The organism is Amycolatopsis sp. NPDC034160 (assembly GCF_055575355.1).
On the sequence record NZ_JBVISU010000017.1, the window covers coordinates 86665 to 101404 of the forward strand.

Sequence of the window (14740 nt, forward strand, 5' to 3'; positions counted from 1 at the left end):
ATGGGAAACGAAGGGGGGATGACCATGCCGGACTCGTTGCGCTTCGAGGTGCTCGGCCCGTTGCGGGCCTGGCAGGGGGAGACTCGGCTGGATCTCGGTCCGGTCCGGCAGCAGGCCGTGTTGGCCGCGCTGGTGCTGCGCCCGGATGTGACCGTCAGCCATCACGAACTCACCGACGGGCTCTGGGAACGGCCGCCGGAGTCGAACGTGCTGCCGGTCTACGTCCGACGGCTGCGGCAGTGCCTGGACACTTCCGGGCAGCGGCCGCGGGACTCGGTGATCGTGTCCGACCGTGGCGGCTACCGGTTCGCCAGCGCCGGGGTGCGGCTGGACGTGGCGCGACTGGAGGAGATGGCCGCCGTCGCGGCCGCCGCCGAGGAGACAGGCGACCTTGTCACCGCGGTGGACACCTTCGCCGACGCGCTCCGGTTGTTCCACGGCGAGCCGCTGACGGGGCTGCCCGGCGCGTTCGTGCAGGGCGAACGGCGACGGCTGGAGGAACGCAGACTTCTGCTGCTGCGCCGGAAACTGGGCGCCCAGCTGAAACTCGGCCGGTTCGACGAGGTGATCGGCGAGTTGTCGGCGCTGGTGTCCGCCGACCCGCCGAGTGAGCCGCTGGCCGCCCTGCTGATGCGCGCCCTCTACGGCGGCGGTCGGCAGGCGGAGGCGCTGGAGGTGTTCACCGACGTCCGCGAGCGGTTGATCGAGCAACTCGGGGTCGAGCCGGGCGAGGAATTACGGCAGGTTCAGGAATCGGTACTGCGTGGTGACGACGCGTTGCTCGGCATAGCACAGCACCGGGAGGCACAGCGCCGGGAGGCGCCGCGCCGGGCCCGCAACGAACTGCCCGCCACCACCGGCGAACTCGTCGGGCGGGACCGGGAACTCGCGCTGCTCGTCGCGGAAGGCGATCCGGAGTCGGTCTCGGTCGACGCCGTCGACGGTGTCCCCGGCTCCGGGAAGACGACGCTCGCGGTGTGCGCGGCCCACCGGCTCCGCGAGTCCTATTCCGACGGTGCGCTGTTCGTGGATCTGCACGGATACACCGAAGGCCGCGAGCCGGTAACCCCGGAACGCGCACTGCGGCGGCTGTTGCGAGCGGTCGGCGTGGAGGACATCGCCATGCCGGACGATCTCGACGAGCTGTCCGCGTCGTGGCGGGCGGCGACCGCACGGCTCGAGTTGCTGCTGGTGCTCGACAACGCCGAATCCGCCGGGCAGGTACGGCCTTTGCTGCCGGCGGGCCCGGGCAGTCGCGTGCTGGTGACCAGTCGCCGCCGTCTGTCCGGTTTGGACGCCGATCGACGTGTTTCCCTTGGCGCGCTGGGGCTCGAAGCCGCGGAACGGCTGCTGAGCCGCATCGTGGGCGCACCGAGGGCCGAGGGGGAGCGGTTCGCCGTGCGCGCGCTCGCCGGGCTGTGCGGACGGCTGCCGCTCGCGCTGCGGATCGCGGGTGCCCGGTTGCAGAACCGTCCGATGTGGACGTTCAAGGACCTGGTGGACCGGATGTCGGACGACGAACGGCGCCTCGGCGAACTGACCGCCGAGGACCGCAGCGTCGAGGTGGCGCTGAGCCTGTCGTACGAGCAGCTGCGGCCCGCCGAGAAACGCGCGTTCGGCGCGCTCGGACTGTCGCCGACGCCTGAGTTCGACAGCCTTTCGGTGGCGGCCCTGCTGGACTGCTCGCCTGCCGAAGCCGAGCGTCGGCTGGAAAACCTCGTCGACGCGAGTCTCGTGCAGGAACCGGCGAGCGGCCGCTACCGGCTGCACGATCTGGTGGCGGTCTACGCCCGGCGGCTCGCCGGAGAGCTGCCGGACGACGTCGTCGAAGCCGCGCGGAACCGCGTGTACGGGCTGTACCTCAAGGCCGCTCGCCGGGCGAGCGAATGGGGAGTCGCGCGGTTCCCGGTGGAGTCGGGAGCCGGGCCGTTCACCGGACAGCGGGACGCTTCCGTCTGGCTCGACGCCGTCGGCGACCTGCCCGAAGTGGTCACTCAAGCCGCCGAAGCGGGGCTAGACGGCGTCGCTTGCTCGATCGCCGAAGGGCTGGTCGACTACCTCGCGCGCCAGCAGCGGTACCACGAATGCCGGACCGCGCTGCAGGTCGCGCTGCCACTGGCCGAACGGGCGGAAGACGAGCGTCTGGTCTCGTCGCTGCGGTTCTGCCTCGGCTACGCCTACGCCATGCAGGGGCAGCTGGACCGGGCGCGCGGCTGGTTCGACGACGCGCTGCGAGCGGGCCAGGCCTGCGGCGACCGCGGGGTGGAGGCGCGGGCGCTGGGCGGGCTCACCATGGTGGACCTGATCGCCGGACGGCACGACCTCGCGACGCCGGGGATGCGGCGGGTGACGACCATGGCCGACGAGGTGGGCGACGGCTGGCTCGCCGAACGGTCGTTGTCCGCGCTCGGCTATCTCGCCTATACGCGGGGCGAGTACGAAGAAGCGCTGGAGCACCTCGCCCGCGCCCGCGACCTGAGCGAGGAGATCGGCAGCGCCGGAATGCTGGCGCGGGTGCTGTGCCACAGCGGCACCGTCCGTCTCGAAATCGGGAGGTTCGCCGAAGCCTCGCTGGATCTGCGGCGTTCCGTCGAACTGGCCGAGGAGACGACCGACGGCCTGCTGACCGCGACCAGCCTCGCCCGGCTGGGCGCGGCGGAACTGGAACTCGGGAACCTCGACGAGGCGTTCGAACTCCAGCGGCGGGCGCTGACCGCGGTCACCGAGGAGACCATCGCCGGGATGGAGTCCGAGATCCGCAACCGGCTCGGCCGCACCCATCTCGCCGCGGGTGATCCGGTGGCCGCCAGGGAGCACTTCGAATGGGTGCTGACCACCATAGGACCCGACGGCGACGCCCTCCAGCGCACCCTCGCGCTGGAAGGTCTGGACCTCACCAGACAGTCGGCACGCCGGCGTTGATGATCGTGAAGCGGTGTCCTTCCATGGTCGCCCGCCAGCGTGCGAAGTAAGTGTCACCGGCGTCGGTCAGGTGAACTCCGGGGCGGACCTCGTGGACGACGCACGCCCAGTCCGCGCCGTCGCACAGCACCAGTTCCCGCGGTGCCCCGCGTTTCCGGAGTACGGACGCGCACAGGGCACCGCGCCTGCTGACGGCTCCGTCGTCGAGACAGCGCCGGAGGTCGTCGACGGCGTGGGCGGCGGTCTCGAACAGCGTCCACCGGTACTTGGGCGCCGGGCGGCCGGTGGCCCACGGCGTGGAGAACGCCGTCCAGCTCCAACCCGGTCCGACGACCCCGTCCAGTTCCCCGGGACTCGGCCGGTCGTCCCTGGGCACCACCGTGTTGTACGGGGTCCGGCTCGCCGGGCTCATGCACGCCTCCTCGTGGACCAGCGGTCCGCCGCTGAACGGTAAGGAGGCGCCATGAAATCCCGATGAAACGTCCTGTTCGGTCAAGCTCCCCGGCACCACAAGTCAGGTGCCGCCGAAACGGAGGGTGATCTGTGTCGGCCTTCCGTAAAAGTCCTACTGTGGTATCCGGGGTGACACCCGTAGTATCCGAGGGTGTCGATCTTGACTGTGCTTCTCAGCCTGGTGGCTCTTTTTCCCGCCGTGGACCCGGTTTCTCGCGTGGGTGCCTGTGAAGGAGCGGAAGGGGTGACTGTCGCCGTCGATCTCAAAGGGGCAGGCCGCCCCGAAGTCCTCGTGCGCTGTGTGGCCGGCTCGCCCGGCGACGCGCGGACCGCGCTCGAGCGCTCCGGGCTCGATGTGCGTCTCGGGAGTGGCAGCGGGCCATACGGGGATTCCCGCTACGTCTGCCGGGTCGAAGGACTGCCCGCCGACGATTCCTGTACCGGTCACCGGGACGGCGCGCCGTTCTGGAAGGTGTGGCGGGTCGGCCTCGATCCCGTCGCCTGGCGGGAATCCCGGACCCAGGGTGGTCCTGGCGCGGTCCGCGTCTGTCCTGGTGGCCTCGTCGGCTTCAGCTTCGGGTCGAAGACGTCGCAGATGACGGTGACACCCGAGCAGATGGTGACCACGCCGGGCTGGCTTCCGCCCCATTGCCCGTGAGTGGCGATCGCGTGGGCTGGTAGCGGGTGAGCCGAAGGCTTCCTCGTCCACCTTCCCCAGTACGTGATGGCCCCCTTCCTTGCGCCTAGCGCAAGGAAGGGGGCCATCGCGTACTTCACGCCAGCAAGGCCGCAGGCCACGAGTAGGTATCTAAGAGACGGTTCGCCAGAACGACCCAAATCACTCACGACCCCGCCGGGAAACCGATCCCGGCATTTGCTGCGCCTTGACGTCCGTGCTGGTCTCCATCATTATGAACGCGTGTTCATGAACGTGTGTTCATAACCGAGGAGGTCTGGCATGACCGGCATCGTCAACACCGCGCAGGCGGAAGCGTGGAACGGCTACGAGGGACGGCATTGGGCGGCTCACCACGAGCGCTACGACGCCGTGAACGAGGGATTCAACGAAACCTTGTTCGCCGCGGCCCGTATCGGTGAACGGGACCGGGTGCTGGACATCGGCTGCGGAAACGGTCAGGTCACCCGGCTCGCCGCCGTCCGTGCCCCGCTCGGGAGCGCGACGGGCGTCGACCTGTCCGCGCCGATGCTCGCCACCGCGCGGGCCCGCGCGGAGGCCGAGGGGGTCGCGAACGTGACGTTCGAGCAGGGCGACGTCCAGGTCTTTCCGTTCGGGGAAGCCGTTTTCGACGTCGCGCTCAGCCGGTTCGCGGTGATGTTCTTCGCCGATCCCGTCGCGGCCTTCGCCAATGTGCGTCGCGCGTTGCGGCCGGGAGGGCGGCTCGCGTTCCTCTGCATGACCGAACTCGGCGGAACCGATCTCGGTGTCGTTTTCGGTGCTCTGGCACCGTTCCTGCCGACGCCCACCGGCGAGGACGGTACCGGCCCCACGTCCTTCGCCGATCCCGCGCGGATCCGTTCGGTGCTCACGGACGCCGGATTCACCGATGTCACCTGTACCCGCGTCGAGGCGGACCAGGTCTGGGGAAGCGACGTCGTCGACGCGACGGCTTTCATCGCGGACTGGGGGCCGGTCAAGTATCACCTCGACCAAGCGAGCGCCGAAGCCGCGGATGGCGCGCGCGAAGCACTTTCGGCTGTGCTCCGACCGTTCGAAGGGCCGGATGGGGTCCGCTTGCGAGGGGCGGCGTGGTCGGTCACGGCGTCCGCGAAACGCTGAGCCCGGATGTCCCCCAGGAAAGCGGCGGCCCTGCGCGACAGTGAAGACGGCCGAAGCCTTCGTGAGCATCTGATCGCCACGGCCGCGAACCTGATTTCCTTGCGAGGCACCGCGGAGCTCACGGTGCGGGCGATCGCCCGGGAGGCAGGCGTCGCCGATGGCGTGCTGTACAACCACTTCGCCGACAAGGAGGAGTTGCTGGCCAACGCCTTGGCCGAGCATGTCCGGGCCGTCGAACGCGGACTAGGCGCGCTGCCCGAGCCTGGTTCAGGTACCGTCGAGGCCAATCTGCGTGCGCAGTTGACCTATGGTTTGGCTCTGCACAAGGAGATCCTGCCCGCGTTCGCCGGGCTCCTCGCCCGCCCCGCCGTGCTCGCGCGGTTCGGGGAACTGACCGGGGACGGGGCGAACTGGCGGGATCGCCTCGCCGGGTATCTGGGCGCGGAAAAGGAACTCGGCAGGATTTCCGGCGATGTCGGGGCAGCGACGGCGATGCTGGTCGGCGTCTGCCACGAAACCGTGCTGTCCGGCCTGTTCCCGCACGGTCCGAAGGTGGTCACCGCGCCCGCGGTCGACGCCGTGGTCGCGACGGTGCTGACGGGGATCGCGGCCCGCTGACCTGCGGCCGGATACGCCACGGCGGTTCACGGGTTGATCGGCGTGAGTTCTGGGTAACCCGATCGTGCGTCTTCGGCAGAGGCCGCGCGACGGAAGGGTGTCTCCATGATCAGCATCGCGGAGCATCCGGTTCCGGGAACCTGGGTGCTGGATCTGCGGGCGACGACGCCGCGTGCGTTGCCGGAAATACGGGCCTGGGTGGTCAGATGCCTGCCCGACCTCGGCGAGGGCCACCGCGACGACGTCCTGCTCGCCGCGACGGAACTCGTCGCCAACGCCTACGTGCACGGTGGTGGCGCGCGCCACATCCAGCTGTGGCGCGGCGTGTCGCCGTGCGCGATCCGGATCGAGGTCGCGGATGTCAGCGTCGAACAGCCTCGGGCGCGCCGTTCGCAGATCGAGGATCCGCGCGGACGTGGGCTGCTGGTCGTCGACGGAGTGGCCGTGCAATGGGGCGTCCGGCGTGAGTCGGTGCGCGGCGGGAAGCTCGTCTGGGCGCATATCCGCTGTGACGGCGGTTGTCCGGAAGCACTTCCCCGCGTACGTGGTAAGCACTCCCGGAACTGACCGCGTCTCAGGCGGCGCCGGGAAGCGCGTCACATCTTTTTGCGGCCTTCAATGGCGGCGCGGGCGGCCTCGACCGACTTCCGGACGACGACTTCCGTGGAATAGCCCTGCTTCGTGAAGACCCGGTCGAGGTAAAACGTGCCGTAACCGTGCGCCTGCGTGAACAGCTGCTCCATCAGTTCGAGCCCGTCCTGCGGCCGGTCGGCGACGGTGAGGCAGAGCATGAGGAACTGGTCGGTCAGGCGGCGGGTCTGTTCGTGCAAGGTCGTGTGTTCCGGTCCTTGAAGGCCGTCGGCGTAGATGACGTTCATCCCGGCGCGGCGTTCGATCAGATAGGCCGTGTAGGCGCCCGCGGCCGCGGCGAGCGCGGTGACGGGATCGGCTTCGGCCTCGATGGCGTCGTGCACCCGATCGGCCAGTTGGCAGGCCACCGTGGCGGCGATGGCGGCCATCAAACTTTCCTTGTCCCGGAAGTGCCGGTAAGGCGCGCCGGGACTCACCTTCGCGCGACGGGCGACCTCGGCCACGGAAAAGGCGGCGAGTCCCTGCTCGGCGATCAGATCGAGGGAGACCCGCACGAGTTCCGCGCGAAGGTCGCCGTGGTGGTACTTGCCGCCCATGTCGTGGATCACACCCCAGGTGGTGGAATATGTAAGAGCCCTCTTACGTCAGGGTAAGTGACCTCTTACATGGTCTCACTGTTCTCGGAGGGTTTCATGAGCACGACCACGCACGCCATCGCCGCGCCGTCCCCGGGCGCCCCGCTGTCGCCGACCACCATCGAGCGCCGCGACCTGCGCCCGGACGACGTGCTGATCGACATCGCGTACGCGGGGATCTGCCACAGCGACATCCACCAGGTGAAGGAAGACTGGGGCACCGCGATCTTCCCGATGGTGCCGGGACACGAGATCGCCGGCGTCGTCGCCGCGGTCGGATCCGGCGTGACGAAGTACCAGGTGGGAGACCGCGTCGGGGTCGGCTGCATGGTCGACTCCTGCGGCGAGTGCGAGTACTGCCTCGCGGGCACCGAGCAGTTCTGCCTCAAGGGCAACATCCAGACCTACAACGGCGTCGGCTTCGACGGCGAGAACACCTATGGCGGCTACAGCCGCCAGATCGTCGTGAAGGACGCGTTCGTCTGCCGCATCCCGGAGGGCATCGGCCTCGATGTGGCCGCTCCGCTGCTGTGCGCGGGCATCACCACCTACTCCCCGCTGAACCGGTGGGGCGCCGGACCGGGCAAGAAGGTCGCCGTCGTCGGCCTCGGCGGGCTCGGCCACCTGGCGGTCAAGATCGCGGTCGCCATGGGCGCCGAGGTCACCGTGCTCAGTCAGAGCCTGAAGAAGCAGGAGGACGGCCTGAAGCTGGGCGCGAAGGACTACTTCGCGACCGGTGACGCGTCGACGTTCCAGACCCTGCGTGGCCGCTTCGACCTGATCCTCAACACCGTCTCGGCGACGCTGCCCGTCGACTCCTACCTCGGCATGCTGCGCGTCGGCGGCGCGATGGTGAACGTCGGCGCGCCCGGCGAACCACTGTCCTACAACGCCTTCTCGCTGCTCGGCGGGAACAAGGTGCTCGCCGGGTCGATGATCGGCGGCATCGCCGAGACTCAGGAGATGCTCGACTTCTGCGCCGAGCACGGCATCGGCGCGGAGATCGAAACGATCTCGGCCGACCAGGTGAACGTGGCCTACGACCGGGTCGAGAACAGCGACGTCCGCTACCGGTTCGTCATCGACGCGGCGACCATCGGCGCGTGACTTCTCTTGTGGCGGCCGGTCTTCCCGTGGGCGGACCGGCCGCCGCTTCACATCAGCAGCAACGGCAGGGTGTTCATCGCGGTGTGCGCGGCGATCGGCGCCACCAGGTTGCGGTAGCGGGACCACAGGTAGCCGGTGAACAGGCCGAAAAACCCTTGGAAGGCCACGATCGCGCCCAAGGTGAGCGGAAGTCCGGCCCAGGGTGAGCCTGCTTGTCCGTGGGTCGGCAGATGCAGCCAGGCGAACAGCAGTGACGCCAGCAGAATCCCGGGCCACCGCCCGAAAAGCGCCTCAAGCCGGGTCTGCAGCATGCCGCGGAAGAAGACCTCTTCGAGCACGTTCGCGGTGAAGAAGGTCAGCGTCGCGACCACCGCGAGGTACACCGGGTCGGGGTAGTCCTCCGTGGTGGGTAGCGGTGGCGCGAGCGGGCCGAGGACGTAAAGCCAGCCGAACACGAGCACCGCCGGAACGGGTGCGAGCCATTGCCAAGTCCGCCGGGGCCACCAGAGGTGCCTGAGGCGGAACGGATCCTGTTCCCCTCGCGGGCGCAAAGCCCGCAGGAGGATCAGTGGCAGCGCCAGGAACACGAGCGGCTTCGCGAGTCCCCAGATGTCGCGGACCAGCCCCTGCTGTCCCGCCGCCGACACCAGGAACAACGCCAAGGGCCAGACGAACGCGATGAGCGCCAAGGCCATCGCCTGTCTCCGCAGGGCGTGCCGGTCGTCCACCTGGGGAAGCAGTTTTGGCGCGTGGAGCGGGAGCCCGCGGATCAGCAGGATTCCCGCCAGTGCGGGAATCAGCGCGCCCGCGAGGGAAAGTTCCTTGTCCGAATCGGCGGACGGTTTGAGCACGTCGTGTCCGGTCGCCAGCAGGAGCGCGGGGGCGGCGACGAACGCCGCGAGTCCGCCGAGGAGTATCCATCGGGTGGCGCCAGGCCGGACGCCGGTCTCTTTCATCACCAGGAAAGGATCATCGAAGCGGCGCTGGCCCGCGTCATCATTTCGGAGGACTTCAGCCGACCGCGATGACCTTTTCCAAGCTGCGCAGGCACAAACCGAGCGCCTCGTGCTTCGGCGTCTTCTCGCGCGTCATTTCCCACGCCGTGTAGAGCAGGCTCCACAGCAGTTGCAGCAGCCATTCCTTCGGCATCGCCGGGTCGATCGTGCCTTCGCGGTGCCCACGCTCGACGAGGTTCAGCAGCGACCGGTCGTCGTCGCTCTCTTCCTGCCATTCCGGGCGGGTCACCAGATCCGGCATGGTGAAGAGCAACTGGAAGATGTCGCCGAATTCGAAGTACTCCTGGCACAGCCTCGCCAGCGCCGCCGGGGCGGGGCCCTCGTCGATCCGGGCCCGCCTGGTGCCCTGGGAGATCTTGTCGAGGGCGTCGAGGCTGATGGCGTCGATGAGATCCGAGCGCTCCGGGAAATAGCGGTGCACGGTGGTGCGCCCGACGTTCGCGGCCGCCGCGATGTCGGCCAGAGTCGCGCTCGGCTGCTTCGTCAACTTTTCGATGGCCGCGTCCAGGATCGCGCGCCGGGTCCTCGCCCGGACACCCGTCTCGGTGACCACACCCTCACTCATGGCCGTACCGTACCTCGCTCCCCGATTCGGAACTCGCTTGACGATTTTGGAACACACGTGTTCCATTGGGAACCATGGATACTCCACGATTGAAGGTGCTGTGGTTTTTCGCCAGACCGCACAAGGGGGCACTCGCGATCGGCCTGGTGCTCGCTCTGCTCGGCTCCGCGACCGGTCTCGCCACGCCCATGGTCACGAAGTGGGTGCTCGACTCGCTCGGTTCGTCGGCGTCGCTGGCGGGACCAATACTGGCGCTGCTCGGCCTGATCCTGGCTGGCTCGGTGGTCTGGCTGGGGCAGTGGATCCTGCTCGGCACGGTCGGCGAGCGCGTGGTGCTGAAGGCGCGGGAATCGATGGTGCGGCGGTTCTTCCGCGCGACGATCCCGGCGATCACCCAACGGCCGACGGGAGAACTGGTCACGCGCGTCACCTCGGATACGGTCCTGCTGCGTGAGGCGGCCTCGTCGAGCGTGATCGGCCTGATCAACGGGGTGGTGATGCTCGTCGGCACGCTCGTGCTGATGAGCGTGCTCGACCCGGTGCTGCTGGGGACGACGGTCGCCGCCGTGGTCGTGGTGATCGCGTTGTTCGCGTGGCTCATGCCCGCGATCGCGAAGGAACAGGAGAAGGCGCAGGACCGGGTGGGCCATCTCGGCGGCGTGCTGGAGGGCGCGCTGCGGGCGATCCGCACGGTGAAGGCCAGCCGCACCGAAGCCCGCCAGTCCGAGCGGGTCCTGGTCGACGCCGAGGCGGCCACCGTGCACGGCGTCCGCGCGGTGCGGCGCGAGGCCGTCGCCTGGGTGGTGGCGTGGTCGGGCATCCAGGGCGCGATCCTGGTGATCCTCGGCCTCGGCGCCTGGCGCGTCGACGCCGGCCTGCTCGAAGTGTCGAGCCTCATCGCGTTCCTGCTGTACGCGTTCGCGCTGATGGAGCCGATCACCGAACTGAGCCAGAACATGACCGCGTTGCAGGCGGGGATCGCCGCCGCTGGGCGGATCCGGGAGATGGACGCTCTGGAGGTCGAGGAGGACGAGGTGTCCACGCCGCCGGATCCGGCAGGCGAGCACGACGGCCCGGTACTGGAACTGCGCGGCGTGACCGCGGGCTACGGCGGCGAACCGGCACTGCGGGACGTCTCGCTGAAGATCCCGAGACGCGGGCACACCGCGATCGTCGGGCCGTCCGGGGCCGGCAAGACCACGATGCTGTCGCTGATCATGCGCTTCGTCCAGCCGTCGTCGGGAACGTTGCTGCTGGACGGGCGGCCGTACGCGGACCTGCCCTACGCCTCGGTGCGGACACGGCTGGCCTACGTCGAGCAGGAGACGCCGATCGTGCCGGGCACGATCCGGGAGAACCTGCTCTTCACCCATCCGGACGCGACCGAGGAGGAGGTGCTGCGAGCACTCGGTGAAGTCCGCCTGAGCGACAAGATCGCCGCCCTCGACGAAGGCTTGGACACGCCGCTGTCGTCGACGTCGGTGTCCGGCGGGGAACGCCAGCGGATCGCGTTGGCCAGGGCCATCCTGCGCACACCGGACGTCGTGCTGCTGGACGAGGCGACCGCGCAGGTGGACGGCCGGACCGAGAGCGCGATCCACGACTGCATCCGGCGGCGGGCGCGCGAGGGCGCCGTGGTCACCGTGGCGCACCGGCTGTCCACGGTGATCGACGCGGACACGATCGTGGTGATGGAGGGAGGCCGGGTGCGGGCGAGCGGAACCCATGAACACCTGCTCGCCACGGACACGCTGTACCGGGAGCTGGTGGAAGCGCTGCGCATCGCGGGGGACGGAGTCCTTGTGAAGCCACGCTAACGAGGGATTTCAGAAACTCGCGATGGACCGCACAGCGGGCACCGGTAAGACTTCGCGCCATGAAGGCATTGGTCAAAGCCGACCGAGCACCCGGGCTGGAACTCACCGACGTGCCGGACCCCGCCGTCGGTCCCGGGGAAGTTGCCGTCCGGGTGCTGCGCGCCGGTATCTGCGGTACCGATCTGCACATCGACTCCTGGGACGACTGGGCGGCGCGCACCATCGCCGCGCCACTGGTCATCGGGCACGAGTTCGTCGGCGAGGTCGTCGAAATCGGCCGGTCGGTGACGAGTGTCAAGGTCGGTGACCTGGTCAGTGGCGAGGGGCATCTGGTCTGCGGCAGCTGCCGCAACTGCAAGGCCGGGCGACGGCACCTGTGCGCTCGGACCAAGGGGCTCGGCGTGCACACCGACGGAGCCTTCGCGCAGTACGCCGTGCTGCCGGAGGAGAACGCCTGGGTGCACCGCAGCGAAGTCGACCTCGACATCGCCGCGATCTTCGACCCGCTGGGCAACGCCGTGCACACCGCGCTGTCCTTCCCGGTCATCGGCGAGGACGTCCTGGTCACCGGCGCCGGACCGATCGGCATCATGGCCGCCGCGATCGCCCGCCACGCCGGCGCGCGCAACGTCGTCGTCACCGATGTCAGTGAGCACCGCCTGGAGCTGGCTCGCAAGGTCGGCGTCGACCTCGCGCTGGACGTCTCGTCGGCGACCATCGCCGACGCGCAGGAGCGGCTCGGCATGGCCGAAGGCTTCGACGTCGGCATGGAGATGAGCGGACGGCCCGAGGCGCTGCGGGACATGATCGCGAACATGTCGCACGGCGGTCGCGTCGCGCTGCTCGGCCTGCCCGCCTCCGACGTCTCCGTGGACATCGCCGCCGTCGTGCTGAAGATGATCCAGATCAAGGGAATCTACGGCCGCGAGATGTACGAGACCTGGTACTCGATGTCCGTGCTGCTGCAGGCGGGGCTGGACATCTCGCCGGTGATCACCCACCGGTTCGGCTACACCGAATACGCGAAGGCGTTCGCGACGGCCAGGGAAGGCCGTTGCGGCAAGGTCATTCTGGATTGGACGGAGAACTGATGTACGGCGCGATGCGCGACGACCTCAAGGCCGGGCTCGCCGAGATCCGGGAAGCGGGGCTGTACAAGGGCGAGCGGGTGATCCGGGGGCCACAGCGGGCCTCGGTGAGTGTCGCAGACGGCGAAGTCCTCAACTTCTGTGCCAACAACTACCTCGGTCTCGCCGACCACCCGGTGCTGGTCAAGGCCGCGCAGAAGGCGCTGGACCGCTGGGGCTTCGGCATGGCGTCGGTGCGGTTCATCTGCGGGACCCAGCAACCGCACAAAGAGCTGGAAGCCAAACTGTCGGAGTTCCTCGGCACCGAGGACACGATCCTCTACAGCTCCTGCTTCGACGCGAACGCCGGGCTGTTCGAGACGTTGCTGACCGACCAGGACGTCATCATCTCCGACGAGCTCAACCACGCGTCGATCATCGACGGCGTCCGGCTGTGCAAGGCGAAGCGGATGCGTTACCGCAACCGTGACGTCGCCGACCTGGAGCAGCGGCTCAAGGAGTCCTCCGGCGCGCGATACCGGATGATCGCCACCGACGGCGTGTTCTCCATGGACGGTTACCTCGCCCCGCTCGACGAGATCTGCGCGCTGGCCGAGCGCTACGACGCGCTGGTGATGGTGGACGATTCGCACGCGGTCGGCTTCACCGGCCCGACCGGACGCGGCACGCCCGAGCTGTTCGGGGTGCAGGACAAGGTCGACGTCCTGACCGGCACCCTCGGCAAGGCTCTGGGCGGGGCGAGCGGCGGTTACACCTCGGGCCGCGCGGAGATCGTCGAGATGCTGCGGCAGCGTTCCCGGCCGTATCTGTTCTCGAACTCGCTCGCGCCGTCGATCACCGCCGCCGCGCTCGCCACACTGGAACTGCTGGACTCCTCGGGTGAGCTGTTGGAGAAGCTGCGCGCCAACACCGAGCTGTTCCGGCGCCGGATGACCGAGGCCGGCTTCGATCTGCTCCCGGGTGAGCACCCCATCATCCCGGTGATGATCGGCGACGCCGCCAAGGCGGGCAAGATGGCGGATCTGCTGCTCGACCAGGGCATCTACGTGGTCGGTTTCTCTTACCCGGTGGTGCCGCACGGCAAAGCCAGGATCCGGACGCAGATGTCGGCGGCGCATTCGATCGAGGACATCCACCGTGCGGTCGACGCGTTCGTGACCGCAAGGTCCATGATGGACGAATGATCGATCCGCGACGGCTGCGGGTACTGCGCGCTCTCGCCGACCACGGCACCGTGACGGCTGCGGGCCACGCGCTGCACCTGACGCCGTCCGCGGTCTCCCAGCAGCTGGCCGCGCTCGAAGCCGAGTGCGGCCAGCAGCTGTTGAGGCGGTGGGGCAGGCGGGTCTCACTGACCTCCGCGGGTGAGCTGATGGTGGTGCACGCCAACGCCGTCGCCGCCGAACTGGAACGGGCGCAGGCCACCCTGGCGGCGCTGGATTCCGGGGTTCAGGGGCAGGTGCGGCTGGCGAGCTTCGCTTCGGCGATCACCATGGTCGTCGCGCCGTCGATCGCCGCGCTGCGCGCCGGATCGCCCGGCGTTTCGGTGCGGGTGCAGGACGTCGAAGGGCACGCGAGCATCCCGCTGCTGCTCGACGGAGAGATCGACTTGGCGATCACCGAGGAGTACCGGCTCTCGCCTCGAACGGATGAAAGCAGGCTGAGCCGGTTCCCGTTGTACGTGGAGCCGTTCGACGTCGTGCTGCCCACCGCGCACCGGCTGGCCAGATCGTCCGAAGTGGACATCGACGAACTCGCCGACGACGAGTGGATCGCGCCCAAACCGGGAAACCCCTGCCGCGACGTGCTGACAATCGCCTGCGCCAATCCGGAGATCCGGCACGTCTCCGACGATTTCCACGCGATCACCACCCTGGTCGCCGCGGGGGAAGGGGTGGCCTTGGTGCCGCGCAACGCTTTCACCGCCGTGCCCGGCGCGGTCGCCGTCCCGTTGCGTGGCGAGCCACCGCTGCGCCGCGTGTTCGCCGCGGTCCGGCTGGGGAGCGCGGATCACCCGCTGCTCAAGACCGTCCTCGCGGCCCTGTTGGAAGCGGCCCCCCGGCATGCGAATGCGGACCAGGGAATGCGCCCGTAGGATCTGGGAAACCAGCCGTCGAAAGAAAGACAGGG

The 14740-nt window shown here is 68.9% G+C and carries 14 protein-coding genes; 10 read left to right on the forward strand and 4 right to left on the reverse strand.

Translation table 11 applies throughout. From position 1 onward, the window contains the following. Nucleotides 1-2922: an AfsR/SARP family transcriptional regulator gene (locus tag ACZ54P_RS29075; RefSeq protein ID WP_465464758.1), complete on the forward strand. Its 2922-nt coding sequence runs from the start codon at nucleotides 1-3 to the stop codon at nucleotides 2920-2922. Here ACZ54P_RS29075 and ACZ54P_RS29080 read toward each other — a convergent pair. Continuing rightward, nucleotides 2894-3334, reverse strand: coding sequence for a hypothetical protein (locus ACZ54P_RS29080; protein ID WP_465464759.1), 441 nt, complete (start codon nucleotides 3332-3334; stop codon nucleotides 2894-2896). The genes ACZ54P_RS29075 and ACZ54P_RS29080 overlap by 29 nt on opposite strands. A 285-nt stretch (nucleotides 3335-3619) precedes the next feature. Here ACZ54P_RS29080 and ACZ54P_RS29085 point away from each other — a divergent pair, with 285 nt between their 5' ends. The 4 genes from ACZ54P_RS29085 (at nucleotide 3620) to ACZ54P_RS29100 (ending at nucleotide 6358) form a co-directional block, all read left to right on the forward strand. Continuing rightward, nucleotides 3620-4033: a hypothetical protein gene (locus ACZ54P_RS29085; RefSeq protein ID WP_465464760.1), complete on the forward strand. Its 414-nt coding sequence runs from the start codon at nucleotides 3620-3622 to the stop codon at nucleotides 4031-4033. 300 nt (nucleotides 4034-4333) lie between these two features. After that, nucleotides 4334-5173, forward strand: coding sequence for a class I SAM-dependent methyltransferase (locus tag ACZ54P_RS29090; RefSeq protein ID WP_465464761.1), 840 nt, complete (start codon nucleotides 4334-4336; stop codon nucleotides 5171-5173). A gap of 6 nt (nucleotides 5174-5179) precedes the next feature. Next, entirely contained in the window at nucleotides 5180-5791 is a 612-nt protein-coding gene (locus tag ACZ54P_RS29095; protein ID WP_465464762.1) for a TetR/AcrR family transcriptional regulator, read from the forward strand. A gap of 105 nt (nucleotides 5792-5896) precedes the next feature. Next, nucleotides 5897-6358: an ATP-binding protein gene (locus tag ACZ54P_RS29100; RefSeq protein WP_465464763.1), complete on the forward strand. Its 462-nt coding sequence runs from the start codon at nucleotides 5897-5899 to the stop codon at nucleotides 6356-6358. 29 nt (nucleotides 6359-6387) lie between these two features. Here ACZ54P_RS29100 and ACZ54P_RS29105 read toward each other — a convergent pair whose 3' ends face one another. Further along, on the reverse strand, nucleotides 6388-6990 hold the full coding sequence (locus tag ACZ54P_RS29105) for a TetR/AcrR family transcriptional regulator (RefSeq protein ID WP_465464764.1): 603 nt from the start codon (nucleotides 6988-6990) through the stop codon (nucleotides 6388-6390). 84 nt (nucleotides 6991-7074) lie between these two features. On the opposite strand from ACZ54P_RS29105, the gene ACZ54P_RS29110 reads away from it, so the two are divergent. Then, complete coding sequence (locus ACZ54P_RS29110; protein ID WP_465464765.1) at nucleotides 7075-8124, forward strand: NAD(P)-dependent alcohol dehydrogenase; 1050 nt, start codon at nucleotides 7075-7077, stop codon at nucleotides 8122-8124. Between the two features lie 47 nt (nucleotides 8125-8171). On the opposite strand, the gene ACZ54P_RS29115 is transcribed toward ACZ54P_RS29110, so the two are convergent. Together ACZ54P_RS29115 and ACZ54P_RS29120 are read right to left on the reverse strand one after the other, a co-directional pair. Then, a complete protein-coding gene (locus ACZ54P_RS29115; RefSeq protein WP_465464843.1) occupies nucleotides 8172-9080 on the reverse strand; it encodes a lysostaphin resistance A-like protein in 909 nt (302 codons plus the stop codon). Nucleotides 9081-9135: 55 nt separating this feature from the next. Further along, nucleotides 9136-9705, reverse strand: coding sequence for a TetR/AcrR family transcriptional regulator (locus ACZ54P_RS29120; RefSeq protein WP_465464766.1), 570 nt, complete (start codon nucleotides 9703-9705; stop codon nucleotides 9136-9138). A 74-nt stretch (nucleotides 9706-9779) separates the two neighbouring features. Between ACZ54P_RS29120 and ACZ54P_RS29125 the strand changes: the two genes are divergently transcribed. From ACZ54P_RS29125 to ACZ54P_RS29140, 4 genes are read left to right on the forward strand one after another with little or no spacing between them, the layout of a single operon-like run. Continuing rightward, on the forward strand, nucleotides 9780-11522 hold the full coding sequence (locus ACZ54P_RS29125; protein ID WP_465464767.1) for an ABC transporter ATP-binding protein: 1743 nt from the start codon (nucleotides 9780-9782) through the stop codon (nucleotides 11520-11522). Between the two features lie 59 nt (nucleotides 11523-11581). After that, nucleotides 11582-12613, forward strand: coding sequence for an L-threonine 3-dehydrogenase (gene tdh, locus ACZ54P_RS29130; RefSeq protein WP_465464768.1), 1032 nt, complete (start codon nucleotides 11582-11584; stop codon nucleotides 12611-12613). After that, nucleotides 12613-13794: a glycine C-acetyltransferase gene (locus ACZ54P_RS29135; protein ID WP_465464844.1), complete on the forward strand. Its 1182-nt coding sequence runs from the start codon at nucleotides 12613-12615 to the stop codon at nucleotides 13792-13794. The genes tdh and ACZ54P_RS29135 overlap by 1 nt, the downstream gene beginning before the upstream one ends. Beyond that, nucleotides 13791-14705, forward strand: coding sequence for a LysR family transcriptional regulator (locus tag ACZ54P_RS29140; protein WP_465464769.1), 915 nt, complete (start codon nucleotides 13791-13793; stop codon nucleotides 14703-14705). Before ACZ54P_RS29135 ends, ACZ54P_RS29140 begins: the two co-directional genes overlap by 4 nt. Nucleotides 14706-14740 lie beyond the last annotated feature (35 nt).